The 19,549-nt window shown below is 50.6% G+C and carries 9 protein-coding genes, 1 pseudogene, 1 riboswitch and 1 other annotated feature; of the genes and pseudogenes, 1 reads left to right on the top strand and 9 read right to left on the bottom strand.

The annotated features are described in order from the left end of the window. Positions 1 to 350 precede the first annotated feature (350 nt). Positions 351 to 2,306 (top strand): ribosomal protection-like ABC-F family protein, encoded by a 1,956-nt coding sequence (gene abc-f, locus QMA13_RS03030; RefSeq protein WP_282939437.1) that lies wholly within the window; start codon positions 351 to 353, stop codon positions 2,304 to 2,306. 19 nt (positions 2,307 to 2,325) lie between these two features. On the opposite strand, the gene QMA13_RS03025 is transcribed toward abc-f, so the two are convergent. From QMA13_RS03025 to QMA13_RS02985, 9 genes and pseudogenes are all read right to left on the bottom strand, one after another. Continuing rightward, positions 2,326 to 4,920, bottom strand: coding sequence for a hypothetical protein (locus QMA13_RS03025; RefSeq protein WP_282939436.1), 2,595 nt, complete (start codon positions 4,918 to 4,920; stop codon positions 2,326 to 2,328). A 441-nt stretch (positions 4,921 to 5,361) separates the two neighbouring features. Further along, the gene (locus QMA13_RS03020; RefSeq protein ID WP_282939435.1) at positions 5,362 to 6,177 is read right to left on the bottom strand and encodes a class I SAM-dependent methyltransferase; all 816 of its coding nucleotides are present in this window, start codon (positions 6,175 to 6,177) and stop codon (positions 5,362 to 5,364) included. 149 nt (positions 6,178 to 6,326) lie between these two features. Then, complete coding sequence (locus QMA13_RS03015) at positions 6,327 to 7,877, bottom strand: 2-isopropylmalate synthase (RefSeq protein ID WP_282943226.1); 1,551 nt, start codon at positions 7,875 to 7,877, stop codon at positions 6,327 to 6,329. A gap of 490 nt (positions 7,878 to 8,367) precedes the next feature. After that, positions 8,368 to 8,637: a binding site (T-box leader), on the bottom strand. A 126-nt stretch (positions 8,638 to 8,763) separates the two neighbouring features. After that, a complete protein-coding gene (locus QMA13_RS03010) occupies positions 8,764 to 10,161 on the bottom strand; it encodes an NCS2 family permease (protein WP_282939434.1) in 1,398 nt (465 codons plus the stop codon). A 170-nt stretch (positions 10,162 to 10,331) separates the two neighbouring features. Next, positions 10,332 to 10,432, bottom strand: a riboswitch (purine riboswitch). A gap of 1,016 nt (positions 10,433 to 11,448) precedes the next feature. Then, positions 11,449 to 12,987, bottom strand: coding sequence for a glutamine-hydrolyzing GMP synthase (gene guaA / locus QMA13_RS03005; RefSeq protein ID WP_282939432.1), 1,539 nt, complete (start codon positions 12,985 to 12,987; stop codon positions 11,449 to 11,451). A gap of 426 nt (positions 12,988 to 13,413) precedes the next feature. After that, a complete protein-coding gene (locus QMA13_RS03000; RefSeq protein WP_282939430.1) occupies positions 13,414 to 15,870 on the bottom strand; it encodes a transglutaminase TgpA family protein in 2,457 nt (818 codons plus the stop codon). Next, positions 15,833 to 17,068, bottom strand: coding sequence for a DUF58 domain-containing protein (locus QMA13_RS02995; protein ID WP_282939429.1), 1,236 nt, complete (start codon positions 17,066 to 17,068; stop codon positions 15,833 to 15,835). Before QMA13_RS02995 ends, QMA13_RS03000 begins: the two co-directional genes overlap by 38 nt. Positions 17,069 to 17,079: 11 nt before the next feature. Then, positions 17,080 to 18,017: pseudogene (locus QMA13_RS02990) on the bottom strand (AAA family ATPase). A gap of 307 nt (positions 18,018 to 18,324) precedes the next feature. Further along, complete coding sequence (locus QMA13_RS02985) at positions 18,325 to 19,491, bottom strand: alpha/beta hydrolase family protein (RefSeq protein WP_282939427.1); 1,167 nt, start codon at positions 19,489 to 19,491, stop codon at positions 18,325 to 18,327. Positions 19,492 to 19,549 lie beyond the last annotated feature (58 nt).

Genomic DNA, 19,549 nt, shown 5'->3' with positions numbered 1-19,549 from the left:
ACACAGACTTTATTTGAGGATTGTTGATTTGTGTATAACCCTGTGTATAATTCATCTAAAGCCTTACCGTTAAGCCTATTTTTTCAGAAACAGATAAGGAATTTATGTGGCATAGGCACACTAACATGGTGCGGGCTGTAAATTCATCAAGAACATGATACACTAGGAGGAATGAGACTATAACAGGGCTTATGCATGTTCAGATTGAAGTTAACCCAAGACTTGGTGAAAAAATGCAAACGGTCGCAAGAGATACCAACGCTTTTATTCACATCCATGGGTTTCCGACAGACTCACCGAGCTAATGCACAACAGGTACTAAAGAGAGTTAATCGTTTAGGAGGCTAATTATGCTGCTGCAAGTATCCGGAATAACAAAAAGCTACGGAATCAATACCGTGCTTTCTAATATATCGCTGCAAATCGAGTCCAGAGAACGAATCGGACTGGTCGGAGTGAACGGCGCGGGCAAGTCCACCCTGCTGCAAATCATCGCTGGAGAGATGTCCTATGATTCAGGCGATATTTTCAAAGCTAAAGAAACGAAGATTGGCTATTTAAAACAGAACAGCGGTCTCATTTCGGACAGGTCGATATGGGATGAAATGAAAAGCGTATTCACCCATCTGGAAGAAGCTGAGCAAGAGCTGCGCAGACTGGAAACGATGATGGCGGATCCGAATGTGCTGGCAAACGACAAGCAGACGGAAGAAACGATGAAGCGGTACGCTTCCTTATCCGAATGGTTCAAGGAGCAGGGCGGTTATGAAGCGGAAGCGCGCATCCGCGGTATTTTGCACGGAATGGGTTTTGGGGATTTCGCTCCGGAGACCCCGGTCAATACGTTAAGCGGTGGGCAAAAGACGCGTCTTGCGCTGGCGAAAATGCTGCTGCAGGCACCCGATCTGCTCCTTCTCGACGAGCCGACGAACCATTTGGACATCCCTACTCTCACATGGCTTGAAGGGTATTTACGCTCTTATTCCGGCGCTATTCTGGTCGTGTCCCATGATCGTTACTTCCTTGACGCCCTCGTCAATGCCATTTACGAGATCGAGCGTACGACTTCCAAGCGCTACACTGGCAATTACACACGATATGTAGAAACCAAGCAGGCCGAGTACGAAATTCAAATGAAGCAATTCGAGAAGCAGCAGGAAGAAATCGCGAAGATGGAGGAGTTCGTTCAACGCAACCTCGTCCGCGCTTCTACCACCAAACGGGCTCAAAGCCGCCGAAAAGCATTGGAGAAGATGGATAGGCTGGACAAGCCCTTAGGCGATTTGAAGCGAGCCAGCTTCTCGTTCGAGGTTGAGCAAACGTCCGGTAAGGAAGTACTGCAGGTAAGCGACGTATCCATTTCCTATGACGGACGTAAGCCTTTGTTGCGTGATGTTTCCTTCCAGCTTCGCCGCGGGGACACAGCCGCTCTGATAGGGCCCAACGGGATTGGTAAATCCACGCTCCTGAAGACGCTTATCGGTACCCAGAAGCAGGATAAAGGGGACATTCGTTGGGGCTCCAACGTCCGGATCGGCTACTACGATCAGGAGCAAAAGGGCTTGAATCCGAACAACACCATTCTCGCCGAGGTGTGGGATGAGTTTCCGAATTTGGAGGAGGCACGCATACGGACAGTGCTCGGCAGCTTTTTGTTCAGCGGAGAAGATGTTTTCAAGAAAATTACGTCTTTGAGTGGAGGCGAAAAAGCCCGTGTCTCCTTAGCCAAGCTAATGCTGCAAAAAGCGAATGTGCTTATTCTCGATGAGCCGACCAACCATTTGGACCTGTTCAGCAAAGAAGTGCTCGAATCCGCACTTATCGATTACGAAGGTACCCTGTTATTTATTTCCCATGACCGGTACTTCTTAAATAAAATGGCGGAGTCCATGCTAGAATTGAAAAGTGATGGAGTCACCTCTTACTTGGGGAACTACGACGATTACGTGGAGAAAAAGCAGGAGCTTGCCGAAATGGAGCAGCAGCGGCTTGCAGCTGAGGCGGCAAAAAACAAAAGCGGAGCTGCCGGCGGTAATAAAACCGCTTCGTCAGCAACAGCGACGGAGAACGGCTATGAAGCCAACAAAGCAGCCAAGCGCGAGGAACGCACTAAACTGCGTAAGCTGGAGCAGTTGGAGCAAGCAATCGCCCAGCTTGAAGAAGAGCTGTCTCAAATTGAAGAAGAACTTGCCAAGCCGGAAGTGTACAACGACTATGTACTCGTTCAGCAAAAGAATGAAGCGATTGAACATAAAAAAAGCCAGCTGGCCGACTGCTATGAGCAGTGGGAGCAATTGGCGGAATAATTCGAGGGCGTCTGTTTATTCAGACGCCCTCTAGTTTTAAGAGCAGCAGTGGAACACTGCTGTATACGATCATCGTCGCTGCGGCGACGATACCCGAGTCATTAAGCAGCAGTGCTGCAATAGCACCTATGACATTAGCCGCACATCCGTACATAATATACGGATAGCGTCTTTGCCAGCGGCGGAACAGTCCTCGCGGACGAAGAACAAGAACCGCCATGACGACCAGGCTGGTGAGCAGTACCTTGCTCCAGGCAGAGACGCCGATCAGGTGCCAATTCATCTCGAGCTTGCGCATGATGATGGTACCGATCAGGTCGATACGGCCCTGGAACAGCGTGTGAAAGGCCCGGCCGATATGGCTCTGCTTATCGGCGGAGTCCACTGTGGCTGCGCCTGCGTTCAGCAGCCACAAGCCCACGAGCGCTGCCGCCAGCAGCAGCGCAAGAGTAGGCGCGGCGCGCAGCCAGCGGCGCCCGCCGGCCAGGCGCGCTCCAAGCGCGCCAAAGGCCACCGCCGCGGACAGCGCTCCGCCGGCGTTAGTGCCGAGCGCCGGCGACGCGAGGTAGCCGGCGACGGCGGCGCCGACGGCCGCGGCGGGCCAGGCGCGCCACGCGGCAGCAGTACGCGCCGCTAGCCGGCTGCCGCGCAGCGCAGCGCCGGGAGCCGTGGCCGCGCGAGCGGCTAGGCCACTGCCGGCGCGAAGCAGCGGCGCGAGTACGCCCGTCTGCGGCAGGCGCCAGGCCGTTACGCCGCCTGGCTCGGCGGCCGGGCCGTGCAGCAGCGCGGCGGCATAGGCCGCAGCCTCCGCTGGAGGTCCTGCCGCGGGCGAAGCTCCAGCCCGCAGCGCAGCAGGAACCGCGCCGGTGCTTGCTCCTGCCCCCGCAGAGCGGTGCTTACGCCGCAGCAGCGACTGCTGCAGAGCGGTAAGTCCCAACAAGGATGCTCCCAACAGCACCCCCATACACTCGTTGCCCATTCCATAATATCGTGCTCCGATCATCGGATCGTAGCCGAGCACCGACCGCTGCATCGCCTTTGCACCATGCATTCCGTCATATAACAACAGCAAAGTTACTATCGTTCCTATTCCCGCCAGGCAGATTGCGGTCCGTCCAGGCCTGGAAACAGCAAAATACGCACAGCAAGCGCTGATAGCTAACACCGATCCTAATGCCGTAATCGATGTAAGCACAGCAGGCTCACTCGGCATCCACCCCATGGACAATAGCCCGGCAGGAGCCAGCAGCAGAGAAAACAACAGTCCGATACTTACCATGACCGCTCTTCTCCCCAGATACTTCTTCCCAAACATGGCCGCAATCAATACAGCAAGCATCACGGTTATTTCATAAATGGCAAGACCATATAGAAGCGGAGGACGCATTACATAGACGTTTTGCATATCCCTTACTTGTCCTAACAGTCCCGTGAGCACCGCTTCTTTCTGCTTCGCCTGGATGGGCAGACCGATCATTGCCTCCGGCGTCTCGATTCCAAACCTTCCAAGCAGCGTAGGAGCCAAATCCACCAATGACACGATACCCGGGCGTCGAGTTGTTGCAGAGGTTAATAACGCTTCATTCGCTCCATTTATAGCGGGCCTATACATCAACAGGGGAGCCAGGTAAGCCTTCGCTCGTGCAGCGTCGCTATTCACTTGCGGACTAAACAGCCAAAGCTCGCTTCCTTCAGCTTCTCTTATCTTTTGTGCCGCCTCTCCGATAAAACGATCCAGCTCCGCCAAAACAGCCAGCTTCATTTGTTCGAACGCTGCCTTCGAATAAATGCCTTTCTCATCATACAATCGCGCAAGGTCCCCTACTTCCATTAAAGTAACGGATGGCGCAAGCTGCTCAAGCCATCGATTCACCAGCCAATGATAGTCCGTCTTTAAGCCGCCAGGCCATGACGGGTCACGCACCTGTCCTCTTCCGCTCACATCTCCGTAGCTCACTGCATTCGATACATTCATCAGCATCAGCGGAGCGTACCGTCGAATCGAGCGACCTATCTCATCCTCGGTTACTCCGATAGGTCTAGACCGATCTGCGTTCCCCCATACACTAAGACGTACGCCGGCTGACTCTAGCCGCTCCCCCAGCAGCCCCGGAACAGCGCGATAGTAGTTATTCGTATTCATTCTGCGCATCGGTTCCGCTTCTTTAACTACGATGGAGCTATCCGTCTGACGGCCAGCATGCCGCTGAACCATTTCTGCCGCATTCTGTCCATTCCATAGCTCATTGCGCTGCAGCCCTTGAACCCCAGGACCTCCTTCGGCAAAATGGCCTGCACCTATCGATAAATAGGCGTCCTCCAGCCCCTTGCCCGGCGTGCGGATATTTAGTGACCCCCAAGCAGCGCCTTGCCGAAGATTCATCAGCTCAGGCATCGCTTTCTGCCAAGCCGGTGAGAGCTCCAGGAAAGAGAAGCCTGGAATAGACACTATCCATATTTTTTTTTGCAGCACGTTTTTATGCAGCTGGTTGATTGGTTTAAGTGCCACTGAAGAAAAGGAAGATGGAGGCTCGGAATATGCAGCGGCATGTCCGTAAGGATGAAAGCTTATCCCCAATACAAGGACAATGCGGGCTATCCACTTTGGATTCATGTTAGTGCTTCTCCTTTGTTAAGAAACCTTCGCCAGTTTCTTACTTACTTATCCAAGTACAGTCCCCCAATATCCACCTTTCTATCCAAACTGTGTATATTTGATTGGAGAAGCCTCTTTATCCACAAGCTTATTCACAGTGAAAGGAGTTCTTTCTTCCTAGAAAACCAACCATTTCCGTGTTCATCCACAAGGATATCCACATTATCCACAGATTGGGTGCCCAATAATTATCCACGCACCTCGTTTTGATTTGGGTATAACGAAAGTTGATTTACAGCCTCTTTACAAAGTTATGCACATTATACACAAGGGCTGTGGATAACTATTATCCACAGCCCTTTTCCTAAGCATGACTATTGAATGTGCTTGATACCACTTCACACATACGTTTTTTCCGAAAGCTAGTTGTCATTCCGGTCTTGAGCCTCTCATTCGAAACTAGCCTTGCTTTCTCCCGATATACAGCAAATGCGGCGAAATACCCAACACATACGGATTTTCAGCTGTTTGTTTCAACAGCTCTACGATTTTTGCAAATTCGTCCTCTCCTCTGCTTCGCCAGTAGCTCCATTGGTCTGGTTGAAGTAAAGAAGCAATGTTAGAAGAACCTATCAGCTTTACGGTTTCGAATCCGTTGACTTCCATTAACGGTTGTATATCTTCTATTTGAAAGTAGTACGCGCCGGTAAAGCGTCTCTCATCCTGATGATCAAACCTGCCGGTTTTCATAAAATGTGCAATGTTATCGGCGGTATCATTAGGCCTCCAATGCTGAGGTGTTGTTAAGGAGGTCATCAAATGCCTTACCCGCGACATGAATGCAACAAAAACCATCCCACCGGGTTTTGTCACCCGATATAGCTCCTTAACAGCACGTATTCGATCCTCTTCCTCCTGAAGATGATATAAAGGACCCAGCATTAAGGAAGCATCGAAGCTGTTATCCTTCAACTCACTCAAAGCTACAGCATTAGCCGTGTGAAAGCCTTCAAACCGATCCTCAAGGCCCAGTTCCTTCGCCTTCTCCTTTGCGGCTTCCACCAGCTTAGCGGTTATATCCGTCAAAGTGACGTTGTAGCCTGCTTGTGCCAGCTTCATGGCATATTTGCCCGGTCCGGCTCCGTTATCTAGAATTAGCCCCTGCTTCGGAAGATGCTCTTGGATGAAATGCCAGTTTATTAAAAATTCAATCGGCTCGCGATCGAGACGGCCCCACTCGTCAAAGGACTCATAGTACTGTACGACACGGTTCATATTCACCAGCTCCTCACTAAATAAGGGAAGTTCTTATTACACGACTTAAATTGCCCGGCCTATCTGGATCGAGTTCTCATACCACCAAAGTATTTTATACGAGTTTACGAGACCCGTACTTCGTCTCAATTTGAAGCGGCAGCCGCCTTCTAGCCTACGGATACCGTACCTTCTGTCTGTATAGATGACCTGTGTTCACGAACCGCCTGATTGCAAGCCGCCATGAATGCTTGAGCTACAGCCATTAGTACATCACGATGCTCCGACACCCCTCTGTAGCTGCTTCCATAGGCACTCACCGTCACAATAGCTTCGCCATTTGCTTCCTCACCAGAGGACATGGAGTACAGCTCCAAATCAGCGAATTCGACAGGGATGGGCAGCACTTGCTTTATACCTGCTACCAAAGCTTCAACAGGAGCTTCCCCGGTTCCCGAACAAATGATTTCTTCACCCGTCATGTTGTTGGTAACGATGCAGGAGGCCATCCGATGTCCTGTCGTTCCTGTAAGCACCTGAGCTTGAACTAAGGTGAACGGCTCCAGTACCGTATTCACCGTACTGCCCACCAGCTCCATCAGCTGATGATCCTGAACGACCTTCTGCTTATCAGCCAGCTCTTTAAAGCTGGTGTACAACGTTTCCATCTGGTCCTCTGTCAGCTGAACCCCGAATTGTCCTACGCGATGCTTGATTGCATGACGACCGGAATGCTTGCCAAGAATAATCATGCTGCGAGGTATGCCCAACCGGTCAGGATCCATAATCTCATACGTGTTGCGGTTTTTTAGCAAACCATCTTGATGAATACCCGCTTCATGCTGGAATGCATTGCGTCCGACAATCGGCTTGTTAAACGCGATTGGGAAGCTCATGGCGCGGCTCACTCTTTGAGACACGTTATAAATGTGCTCCGTTTGGATACCGGTTTCCGCCCCAAGCGCCTCTTTGCGCGTTTCAATCGCCATAACCAGCTCCTCCAGGGAGCAGTTGCCTGCACGCTCACCTACGCCGTTCACGGTGACCTCCACTTGGGTGACTCCCGCACGAATGGCAGCCAAGCTGTTGGCGACGGCAAGCCCCAAATCGTTATGACAGTGAGCACTGAATTCCACTTGATCGCTGCCGCGGACGTTATTCATGACTCGGGTGAACATCGCCCCATATTCTTCAGGAAGTGCATAGCCTACGGTATCTGGGATGTTAATGATATTAGCTCCCTCTGCGATAACAGCCTCGATCATTTCGAACAAAAATTCATCACCGGTTCGAGTCGCATCCATTGGTGAAAATTCGATCCGATCTACAAATTGTTTAGCATAAGCGACCATAGACCGAGCGATTTGAATGACCTGATCCCGTGATTTGCGAAGCTGAAAATCCAGATGAATATTCGATGACGATAAGAATAAGTGCAATCTCCGACGCTCTGCCGCTTCCGTTGCCCGAATGGCCGAATCGATATCCTCTTTTACCGATCGAGCAAATCCACAGATTTCAACGCCGTGAACCTCCTGGGAAATACGCTGTACCGCCATAAAATCGCCGGGGCTCGAAATCGGAAAGCCTGGCTCGATAATATCGACGCCCAGCTGTGCCAACTGCTTCGCGATCACGATCTTTTGCTCTGGATTCAAGGATGCGCCCGGTGCCTGCTCTCCATCTCTCAATGTCGTATCGAAAATATGGATTCTCTTCATTCCGTTTGCTTGGTTTGCTTGGCTATTGTTTTGGTTTGTCATTTGTAACGCCTCCTATAAGGTTTGGTCATGCTTCATTTCCTGACTATACAAAAAAGACCTATCGTCTCCACATAAGAGACGACAGGCCTTCGGCTGCCGCGGTACCACTCTCGTTGACCCTTTCCGTAAGAAAAGGCGTCCACCTCGCTCGCAACAAAGCGTCCTAACCGGGAAGCAGTTTCTGATCATACACCGCTTCACCATACCTTGCTGCGTTCCCCGATCACGTGGGGCTAATCCGTCAGAGCCTAATTACCAGTTGTTCTGGGTTCAGCCCTACCGCTCCGGGGCGAGATTCAAGCATCCGTCGACTGCGTCGCACCACCCCGCAGCTCTCTGATCGTCCAGATTGCTTTACTACTACCGTTCCTAGCGTTATTTTCTATATGGGATTGTTGTTTGATTTTTCATCTTGTTAAATAACCAAAAAAGGCCTGACGTCTCCTGTAAAAGAGACGACAGACACTGATCTATCGCGGTACCACTCTTGTTGACCCGGCTGCAAGCCGAAGTCCACCTCGTGTGCTTAGGGTTTGAAATCCTTAAGCACGCCTGATCACGGAGGCCATCCGTTGAAGCTTACCCATCGATGCAGCGCTACATCGTTTCAGCTTCACCGCTCCCGGGCGAGTTTCGTAGGCTTCACTGACTGCGTTGCACCACCCCGCAGCTCTCTTGACAGTTCAGACCGACTACTGTTCCCGTTCCTAGCGTTTTGATATTGATTGCAATTATAGTATGCGTCTTTTGAAATGTCAATGCATGCATTTTATTCATTTTTCAAAAAAAGAAAAGCCCCGGTATTCCCTGAAGGAAAATACCGAAGCTTTTGACACGATTTGTATTAGCCTTCGCTGCCGAAAAATGCATAACGCAGCACGATCAAAACTGCCAGCACCCACATCAACCAATGAACCTTGTGATTATTATTACCGCTCATACGGGAGAAGGATGCCAAGATCACATAAGTGACAACACCGAACGAAATTCCGTTAGCGATATTGTAAGTAAACGGAATGAAAGTGATCGTGAAGAACGCAGGAATCGCAACAACAAAATCTTGAAAATCGATTTCTTTAACCGACTGCATCATCAGTACGCCGACAATAATTAGAGCCGCTGCCGTAGCGGAGCCCGGAATCAGTGCCGCAATCGGAGCCAAAAACAAAGCAAGCAGGAAGCACACGCCTGTTGTAACGGCAGTCAAACCGGTACGTCCGCCTTGAGCAACGCCAGCAGCACTTTCGACAAATGCCGTTACGGTGCTTGTACCTACCAATGCGCCACCGCTTACTGCGATCGCGTCAACCATCATGGCTTTACCAACTTTTTTATTGCCTTCTTCTTTATTTTTCATGAAACCAGCGCGGTTCGCCGTACCTACTAGCGTACCAAAGGTGTCGAACAATTCAACAAATGTAAAGGTCGCTATGACCGAAATAATCCCTGCGTTAAGTACGCCTTGAAAGTCAAATTGGCCAAAAGCCAGTTTGCTCAGATCAGGAACCCAAGTGGTTTTAGCATCGGTCAAGGTGCCCAAATTCACTTGTCCCATTAACAATCCGACCACAGTCGTCAGCAAAATTCCGAACAAAATCGCTCCGCGAACACGAAGCACCATCAGGATCGAAATAATTAAAATACCGACGATACAGAGCACTACATTCGGATCCTTCAAGCTGCCCATGTGAATAATGGACTCGAACGACAGCAGGTCCGTATATTGATGAGCCTTCACGTCGTTGCTTGTTTCTACCGCGATTGCCATCATACCGCTGTTTTTCAAGCCGACAATCGTAATAAACAATCCGATACCTACTGTAATTGCATGCTTCAAGCTATCAGGCACAGCAACCAGCAGCATCTGACGTACCTTTGTAACCGTCAAAACGATAAAGATCAAACCGGAAATGAATACAGCCGTTAACCCCATTTGGAACGTAAATGTACCTTGTGAAGCCAAAATCACCGTTGCGAAATAAGCGTTCAATCCCATCCCTGGAGCCAATGCGACCGGAAAATTAACGAATAACCCCATCGCGATAGTCATAACACCTGCAGCAATCGCAGTGGCTAAAAATACGGCAGTCCAGTCCATCCCTGTAGCACCGGAGCCAAAGCTACTGAGAATGTTCGGATTTACGGCCAAAATATACGCCATCGTCATGAAGGTCGTCAAACCCGCCATGATTTCTGTACGCACATTGGTACCGTTTTCCTTCAGCTTAAAAAATCGATCCATTCCCCAAATCCCTCCAATGGTTTTTGGAACAACGAAAAAGTCCGGCTTTGATCGATGATCAAATGGCCGGACTCACAAGCAAAGCCGGATCAGGACTCTGCGATTCCCCCGAAACCACAGAAAAAGGCTTTCCTCAAGCCCTCTTTTGTCATTTCAGGGGAGCATCGCGCCCCTCCGCTTTGTTTGTTCGTAGCCAGATCATTTACGGTGATCTCGTAGAAACTCCCAGGCCAATTCCCGAGATTATACGAAACAGTTATTCCCTAATATTCATCATTTATTCTAAATTTCTTGACGAAACTTGTCAATGGATTTTTCCGAACATTAACGAAAGTTTTTTTATTCTCGTTCGTTTATTGCTAAAGGTTTCCTCTTGATGAAATCGCTGCAAACGATTAGCTCTCTTAATGAAAAGCTTGATTTACAAACCACATTTACACAATAAAAGAGCCTTTCCCTTATACAAGGAAAGACCCCATTCCTTACTCCCCATCACTGGGTGAATCGTACGGTCCTCGTACTTACACAATTGTCAATGAATACTCGAAAACTTACCCGTGTACATTTAAAGACAACTCTTACGTGCAGATCGAAAGTACCCGTTCCTGCGATTTCAACTCTGTCATTGCCTACTCTACGTGAATTCCCCACAATCCTAAGATTGCCTGGATTTGCTTTGTCGGTAGGTGTTAATGTCCATTCATAAACAATGTCTCTATCACGACCCGAACAAAGGGCTCCAGTGCATATTAAATTAGCATCTGCAAAGTATATATTCCGAGTTTCTGGCACCCTTTTTATTCCTTCGCCTCTTAGATGTGACTTAAAGCAACAACCGACTGCACCCCGACGTTTACGCCCCTTACAGATAGATGATGGAACAGACAGCGTAGCTTTTCCGATTCGGGTACTGATCATGCGGCTCTTGCACTTCCCTCCACATCCACACGAACATGACATCCTGATACACCTTCCCGTCAAATTGGATTATGATGTATCGTATGTGATAACTTGTTCAATTGCATGGATAAGTATCATGTGAGAGTGCTTAAATAGGAATCTGAACGCCCATCACCGTCCCTGCCCAAAATTACTCGAATTTATTTGAAATCGTCAATGTTCTTTGTTTGTGGTCATAAAAAATACTCCCTTCTATTAGCTAAACAACGCAAATAAAAGAGAGTCATTTTTTATTGTTGCAGGCGCACAGGAATTTCAACACTGTCAACGCCGGAAGCCCTGGTTATCAAGGCCTCCAAGCGATTAACAGCATTAAACATTCACATCCTATTCCCACTCGATCGTTGCAGGCGGCTTGGATGTAATATCATACACGATACGGTTAACGTTATCTACTTCGTTAACGATACGAACCGAAATTTTCTCCAGAACATCCCAAGGAATACGCGCCCAGTCGGCTGTCATGCCGTCGATGGAAGTTACTGCGCGGATACCGACTGTGTACGAATACGTACGGGCATCACCCATAACGCCTACGCTCTTCATGTTCGGCAAAGCTGTGAAGTACTGCCAAATTTCACGGTCTAAGCCCGCTTTGGCAATCTCGTCACGCAAAATCGCATCGGATTCACGAACGATCTCAAGCTTCTCTTCGGTTACTTCACCCAACACACGGATCGCAAGACCCGGACCTGGGAAAGGTTGACGCCATACGATAGCCTCAGGAAGGCCGCACTCCAAGCCTACTTTACGGACTTCGTCCTTGAACAATGCTTTCAAAGGCTCAACAAGCTCAAATTTCATATCTTCAGGCAATCCGCCTACGTTATGGTGAGATTTGATGGTATGAGCCGTAGCTGTTCCGCTCTCTACAATATCGGTATACAAAGTACCTTGCGCAAGGAACGCGAAATCGTCAAATTGAGTCGATTCTTCCTCGAACACACGGATGAACTCGGTACCGATGATTTTACGTTTTTGCTCCGGATCGTCTACGCCGGCCAACTTGCCCATAAAACGGTCACAAGCATCGATTTTTACTACTTTCATATCGAATTTGCCGACAAAGGTCTCCATAACGCCTTCCGCTTCCCCTTTGCGCAGCAAACCATGGTCGATAAACATACATGTCAATTGATCGCCGATCGCCTTGTGAACCAACATAGCCACAACAGAAGAGTCTACGCCGCCGCTCAACGCACACAGCACCTTTTTATCGCCTACTTGGTTGCGAATATCGCGGATTGTATCTTCAATAAAGCTTTCCATGCTCCACTTGCCTTCACAGCCGCAAACTTGGTACAGGAAGTTGTGGATCATGTCGTTACCGTAAACGGAGTGACGCACTTCCGGGTGGAACTGCACCGCGAACATTCTTTTCTCTGGATGGCTCATAGCAGCTACAGGAGCATGCTCCGTGCTTGCGTCCACGACAAAACCTACAGGAGGTTCCACAACAAGATCACTATGGCTCATCCATACTGTTTGCTTTTTGTCCAGGTTATGAACCAAGCTGCAATGGTCGGCGAAATCAACCTCAGCTTTTCCGTATTCACGCTTCGAGGCTCTTTCTACTTTACCTTGCAATTGATGAGCCATCAGCTGCATTCCGTAGCAAATCCCGAAAATCGGTACGCCCAAGTCATAAACGGCTGGGTCGACCAATGGGGAATTCTCGCCATATACGCTCGCAGGTCCGCCGGAAAACACGATACCTTTCGGTTGAAGCTGTTTCAGCTTCTCCACTGGCGTATTGTAAGGCAGCAGCTCGCTGTACACACCTAAATCCCGAATACGGCGGGCAATCAGTTGGTTGTACTGACCTCCAAAATCGAGCACAACAATAATTTCATTCGGCTTGTCCATAATTTCCTCCTTAGTGTTTTGCTTTAGCAAAACTTACTTCGTAAGCATTTGCTGAGTTTTCGTAGAAAACTTACTTCGTAAGCGTTGCTGAGTTTTCGTAGAAAAACTTTCTTCATTCCGTCATAGTCCATGTGCTGCAGTTCCGCGGGCGCAAAACCAGGTTCACACGCAAGCTTCCGCCTCTTCATTCCATTACAAGACTTGAAGCTCTGCTCTAAATCAATAGACATTATTATAAGCTTCCGTCACAGAAAGGGCAATGCCTCCATCAAAAATGCACAATTAGACAAAATAAAATAAGCTGCAGAACTAGTATTTCCCATCCTTTGAACTTAAAAAATGATGTTCAAAAAAATGAATGATCACTGCAAATGATGACAAATGGCTTATAGACGGCAAAAAGCCTGCGGCCGTATAATAAACGGCTCACAAGCTTTTTCGTATATCTTGCCATGCTTCGTGAAGCTGTCGACGGGTTACTGCCGGGTTACCGGCGTTGTATTTCAAAGTTTCCTGCAATCGGATAAACCTTAGCAGCGATTCTCGCTGAGCATCGGTGTTGTACGAACGGGTTAGCATATATTCCCGTAAAGTTTGCGCAGGCTCTACGCGGCCCCATCGGCGCTGAAGCTTCCTCCACAGGCGATCGGACGCCCGCTGCACGGCATAGGCACGTACTCCGTTAAATCTAATCCCGCGGCGCAGCCTAACGGGTATGTTATCTCGTTCAGCAGTCCGGTGCACTGCTCCCGCTCTAAAAGTAATCCACATGTGGATAAACATAGCTGTCAGGCATGCAACAGCTATCCACAGGGATAAAGGCAGCCAATGCCGAATCCACAGCCACCCATTGTGGAAAAAGTCCATCCCTTTATGAGCTAGAGTGGATAAGACAGCTAAAATTCCCATAACCATGGGGATAAGCTGTGATAACGATGAAGTATAGTTCACCAAGCTCTGCAATATGGAGCCATCCGCAGCTATATCAGAAGTTTGGTTTGCCGCAGCGGTAGAAGCCGTTCGAACGGCACTTTCGGAAGCGCTTCCCTCGCCAAAACCGGGCGTAGGGTCAAAAGGCACCCACCCGGCCGTTGGTAAGTACACCTCCACCCAGGAATGAGCGTTTTTATTGCGCACCTCCACATTATAAACAGGAGTACCGTTTGCCCCGTTCGTCTCCATAGAAATAACCTGTCCTGGCGCAAAACCTTTCACCCATCGCGAGGGTATCCCTACCGATCGGAGCATGACGGCCATTGCCGTTGAAAAGTGATCGCAATAGCCCATTTTTTGCTCAAACAAAAACTGATCTACGAAATCTTGACCTTCAGCTGGAGGCCGTGTTTGCTCCAGACTGTACGTGTAGTGACTGCGCAAATAGCGCTCTATCGCCTCTACTTTCGCATACACGGTTGGCTCATCCTTCGTCAAATTGAATGCCAATTCGGATACTCGTGCAGGCAGCCTGTCGGGCAGCTGCAAATAGGCATCGTTCGCTTCGCTTACTGCCGCACCTGCCGGAGCAGGTTGCGCGCTTTCTGCACCCTGCTCCCAGGATGCTACCTGTACCGTATAAGACGATAACGGATCCGCCAGCGCCGGCAAAAAATAACGCTCGGACCACTGGTCCTTCCACAACCAGTCGGGAGAAATAGAGTCGCCGTCTTGCGAAACAAGCGAATCAATGCTCATTAATGAACCGCCCAAAAATAATTGAGTAAAGCGCTGCTTGAGAAAGACTTGCTGTGTTACCGCTGTTGAGGATGACTTAACAGTAGCATGAGCCGCCGTTGTCATTCCCGAGGCATCGCTGCCACTGTCTGACGGAGATGACGAAGCCTTCAGTTGAACGGTATCGGTATCCGATGCATACCAGCCGCTGCCTGTATAAGTCGACTTGGAATCCCCACGCCAATAGGTCAGCTTTGTCGTCCTTGCCACAAAGACGACGCTGTCGTCAGCGGTTAACGGATACCCAAGACGGGAATCATCGGAGCCGTAGCCGGTTTTGCCTGCCGAGGCCGACGAATTGTTCGTTCCATGATCCTCCAGAAAATGAAGCCGCTCCTGCCAGGACGCGAGAGGACCCGACCAATCGATAGTTTTTCCTTGCACCGGATGCTGCAGCGCCCCTGCCCAAGCCCCTAGCATTAAGAGTGCGGTTAAAACGCAGCTCGCCACTATAGGCGTCCAGAAAGCAGAACGCTCTTGTTTGGGCGGGGTTGAACGGGGTTTGTAATCTGCAAGCACACTGGAGCCGCTTCTCTTCCATCGGGTCCAGCGGTCCGCTTGCAGCCAGCCCTGCAGCAATAATCCTGCCCCCGCGGCGCTCAACAGGCCATAGGACATATCCTTGTCAAATATAAGCTGCAGGGCTATGAGATAGATGAGCGTCATCATAACAAACCACAGCAGCTGTTGTCGGTCAGCTACAAAGGATTGCAGCACCCAGATGAAAAAGCCCCAGCCAGCCACAAACAGCATCGTCCTAGTTGCCGGCGAAATGAACTCGAGCTCTCCTTGGGCCGCATGAACGGCATCCTCGTTAAGATCATGCAGCCAGGATAGCCACCAGTCAGCTCCAGGGAACCACTGACCGCTATGTAATACGGCGGTTGTCGCAACAATAATCGCTATCCTGACGATCCAGGCAGCAGCCCCCGGCATACGAAGCGTGTCCAGAGCAAGAAACAGTGCAAAAGCGACCAAAAACGGTGTAATCCGGTACACCTCCGTGAAATCGGACAGCTGCTGCAGCGGTACGAGCCAGGAGCGGATGAGCCAGAACAGAAGGAGCGCGTAGCCGATGCGCAGCGCCCAGGGTTGATCGGGCTCAGCCGTATCGTTAGGCACCGGCTGCGGCATGTTTGGCTTCTGCGCCATAACCCTCACCCCCTCCGGCGGTGCGTCGATTTGACGCGCTGACCGCCGTAAAGCGGCAGCCGGCGGCTTCCGCCTGCCGCCGCCATTCCTGCACGGCATTGGGCGCAGCGTCTTTGCCGTGGACGTACACCATGTGAACGGCACGCTCCCGCAGCCGGAACAGGACCCGCATCAGCTGCTCATCCGGCTGAGCCGTGACAACAGCGACACTGACCCCTCGCCCGATGTGCAGCGCCTCGCGCTGTACGCTCGGTGCCAGGGGGCTGTCGCCGTCGCACGGCAGCTGCGCGAGCAGCTCCAGCAGCTCTGCGAAGCGCTCGCGTCCGCGCGCTTCAATGGACCGTCCTTGCCGATCTGTGGCGGCAAGGCGAACGTTCATGCCCAGCTGCATTGCACGCTGGGCGAGACCTGCCGCGGCCTCGACCGCCGTCCCGAACGCTGCTGCGTTCGGCACGCCCTTGGCCGCGTCGAGGCAGATGAGCAGCCGGTCCGCGCCGGGCTGCTCGGTCTCTTTCGCGCGCAAGGCTCCTGCGCGCGCGGTGGAGCGCCAGTGGATCCGGTTCAACGGATCCCCCGGCGCATAGGGCCGCGTCCCGTACGCCAGAGTGGACGCGGCCTGCCGCTGCAGCTGAGGCTGCGGCCCCGAGCGCGGGAGCTCCTCTCCCGCGCCTTCCGCGGCCGTCTGCAGCTGCAGCGGCCTTGGCAGCACCAGCAGACGGTGCTGCCCGGTTTGCACGCTGCGGCGATGGATACGCAGCAGCCCGAAGGCGTCGATGATCCCGACGCCGGATTCCTCCAACCGGTATAAGCCTCGCGGCATACCGGGTAAGCGGAGCAGCGCGGTAGCCTCGCCGCTCAGACTTAAGCGCACCGTATCACGTACAACAACGGTTTCCCCAGTCCCCATATTCATCCAGCGCTCCTCTATCAGCAGCCAACCAAGAGGCATCATCGGGATACCATACCTCAGTCCAAGAGCCATTTCAACGCTTTCCCCGCTCCAGCAGCGAATCTGAGCTTTCGGTCGTTCCACACGAATCGGTCGCATCAAGCCAAGAATCCCAATGCCTAAATACGACAGCAATAAACTTAAACCATAAAAACAAATCCAAGCTGAACGGCCTCCAAAAACCTCGGACCAATACCAGGATGCACCCCAGCAAACAAACAGCAGCAGCGTTATCAGTACATTTCGCATGATTAGCCCCCTTATTGTGCCGGGGCGTAGCGACGCACCGGGATCGGGGTCGTTGCAGCGATCGTTTCCATGATCGACTCGCTGGGTTTACCCGCCATCGCCGCTTCTGCCGTAAGCATCAGACGATGGGCAAGTATCGGAAGCACCATTTGCTTCACATCATCGGGAATAACAAAGCTTCTTCCGGATAAAAATGCTCTCCCTTGCGCCGCCCTCATCAAAGCAATAGACGCTCGAGGACTTGCTCCAAGTGCAATGTCCGGATGCTGCCTCGTAGAAGTCACCAGTTGTACAATGTAACTTTTTACCGTGTCATCCACATGGACTCTTGCCGCTTCCTTTTGTAGAGAAGCAAACTCCTCCGATAGCATCAGCGGACGTAGTTGACCTATAGGATGCCGTTCCTCGACCCGATTCAGCAGCTCCATTTCCTCCGTAGCCTCAGGATAACCGAGACTTAACTTCATCAGGAAGCGATCGAGCTGGGCCTCCGGCAGTTGGAACGTCCCGGCAAAATCAATTGGATTTTGCGTAGCCAGCAAAAAAACGGCTCCGGTAGCGAATACGTTGCACCATCCACCGTAATCCGCTTTTCCTCCATAGCTTCCAGAAGCGCCGATTGTGTGCGAGGCGTCGCTCTGTTCAACTCATCGGCCAAGACGAGATTGGCCATTAACGGACCGGGGCGAAATTCGAACTGAGAGGTTTGCTGATTGAAAATGCTGCTTCCCGTCAGATCCGATGGCAGCAAATCCGGTGTGCATTGGATGCGCTGAAAGCTGCAGTCAATCGTTCGGGAAAGAGTGCGCACCAGCATCGTCTTACCCACACCCGGAACGTCCTCCAGAAGCACATGTCCTCCACATAGAAGGGCGATCAGCAGCTTTTCTATAACATCGCGTTTGCCAATAATGACTTTCTCCATTTGATAGATAACTCGTTCTAGCATCGCCTGCGGGGGATCAAAAAAAGATGAATGCACCTGCACTTGAACCTACCTCCTTCAATAGATTTCATTCTATTGAATCTAGTATCCCCAAACCTTCTACCTTTTAGACTGTGCTATAAACGATCACCTTACTCTATCCGGTTTGTGCCATGTTTTTGGAAGACAAATGACGCTACTAATCCTCTTATTACAAAAAAAATAAGAGAGTGCCTTATCAGCACTCTCTTGAACTAGATTCAAATCTATTTAATCTCATTTACTAATAACTTTATTAATTAATATAAGCGCCATTCGGCAGACATACTTCCTATGCAAGATGCTGTAAGGAAGAACAAACGATGAAATCTTGTTCATCCGTAACAAGAATAAAATATGACTTGGCTCCTCTTGGAATATCTGCTTTTATCTCGTGGGTTTGAGGATCAATCTGCGCCTCACCAATCTCCCAGTTCATTTTAAACCAGTCGGATGTATCGATTGCATACCTCAGCTCCGCTTTCTTGATAGGCTGATTGAAACGAACCACAGCCTGCCCCTCGGACTCCCCTTGTTCAACCAACTGAACGAGCGGCTTGCCGCCTCGAACCATCTGATCGGCAAAAGCGTAAATCTCCTTAGGACTCCATCCCTTTACATGAGAGTGGCCCAAGCCGAACTGAATGCTCAGTAACGATTCGTTTCGCTGATTGCGTGCCGTCTCATAAGACCTGCTGAACAGATGAAGCGGAAAATGCTGGTCATCATCCCCATTCACCCATAGCATCGGCATTGTGATCCGAGGTAGATGAGCGGACGGATCCCACAGCTGCTTCATTTTCTCAGCTGTCGCTTCCGGCATTCTGGCGAAGCCTTCCCCATACTTGTTGGTTGCATCGTATAAATAACCACAGCCGTAAACAGGAATGGAAAATACGAACCGGTCATCTACGCCAGACACGATCTCCGTTACGATGCCGCCCCAAGAAATACCATGAATCCCTACACGATCAGAATCCACTTTATCCAACGAACGCAAGAACGAATGTGCTCTTATAACGGCGGCAACCGCATGATACATCCACTGCTCCTCGATCGGAAGCGCGTAGTCTCCGAATTCCCCTTGTCGAGAAGGACCGCTCCACTCATGCTGTGGGCGCTTCCCTTCACTATCTTTATCTAAAGGCAAATGGCCTTCCAAATCCATTGCAATGGCTGCATAGCCCCGTTCCGTCCATTGCTTAATCCATTCGTAGAAGGCCGTACCGCCTCCGCCATGCACCAGTACTACTGCAGGGACTTTAGTATCGGTTGAAGTCTCAGGCAGCCCGTAATATGCAAACACGCGAGTCGGCTTCCCTTGGTAGGGCTCCCCCTCGATATAGATCGCTTGGATGTCACCCTGATTCATCTCAGGAACGGGAATGACCTTGGGAACTTGTGTTAGCTCGGCCAGATTCCAGGGGTGGGATACAGGGATTTCAGGTTGGATAGACAAACGGTTCTCCTCCTCATTAGTAACAGTGGCTCTGAATAATTACAGAAAATTATAGCAC

Origin of the sequence: Paenibacillus sp. RC67 (assembly GCF_030020805.1) — a bacterium.
In the GTDB taxonomy this organism is placed as follows: Bacteria; Bacillota; Bacilli; order Paenibacillales; family NBRC-103111; genus Paenibacillus_S.
Note: the sequence above shows the minus strand (reverse complement) of the source record. Positions and strands in the feature narration are given on the sequence as shown.

Excerpts from the sequence above, each read along its gene's own strand:
- abc-f (WP_282939437.1), top strand. The coding sequence starts at position 351 with ATGCTGCTGCAAGTATCCGGAATAACAAAAAGCTACGGAATCAATACC.
- QMA13_RS03025 (WP_282939436.1), bottom strand. The coding sequence starts at position 4,920 with ATGAATCCAAAGTGGATAGCCCGCATTGTCCTTGTATTGGGGATAAGC.
- QMA13_RS03020 (WP_282939435.1), bottom strand. The coding sequence starts at position 6,177 with ATGAACCGTGTCGTACAGTACTATGAGTCCTTTGACGAGTGGGGCCGT.
- QMA13_RS03015 (WP_282943226.1), bottom strand. The coding sequence starts at position 7,877 with ATGAAGAGAATCCATATTTTCGATACGACATTGAGAGATGGAGAGCAG.
- QMA13_RS03010 (WP_282939434.1), bottom strand. The coding sequence starts at position 10,161 with ATGGATCGATTTTTTAAGCTGAAGGAAAACGGTACCAATGTGCGTACA.
- guaA (WP_282939432.1), bottom strand. The coding sequence starts at position 12,987 with ATGGACAAGCCGAATGAAATTATTGTTGTGCTCGATTTTGGAGGTCAG.
- QMA13_RS03000 (WP_282939430.1), bottom strand. The coding sequence starts at position 15,870 with ATGGCGCAGAAGCCAAACATGCCGCAGCCGGTGCCTAACGATACGGCT.
- QMA13_RS02995 (WP_282939429.1), bottom strand. The coding sequence starts at position 17,068 with ATGCGAAATGTACTGATAACGCTGCTGCTGTTTGTTTGCTGGGGTGCA.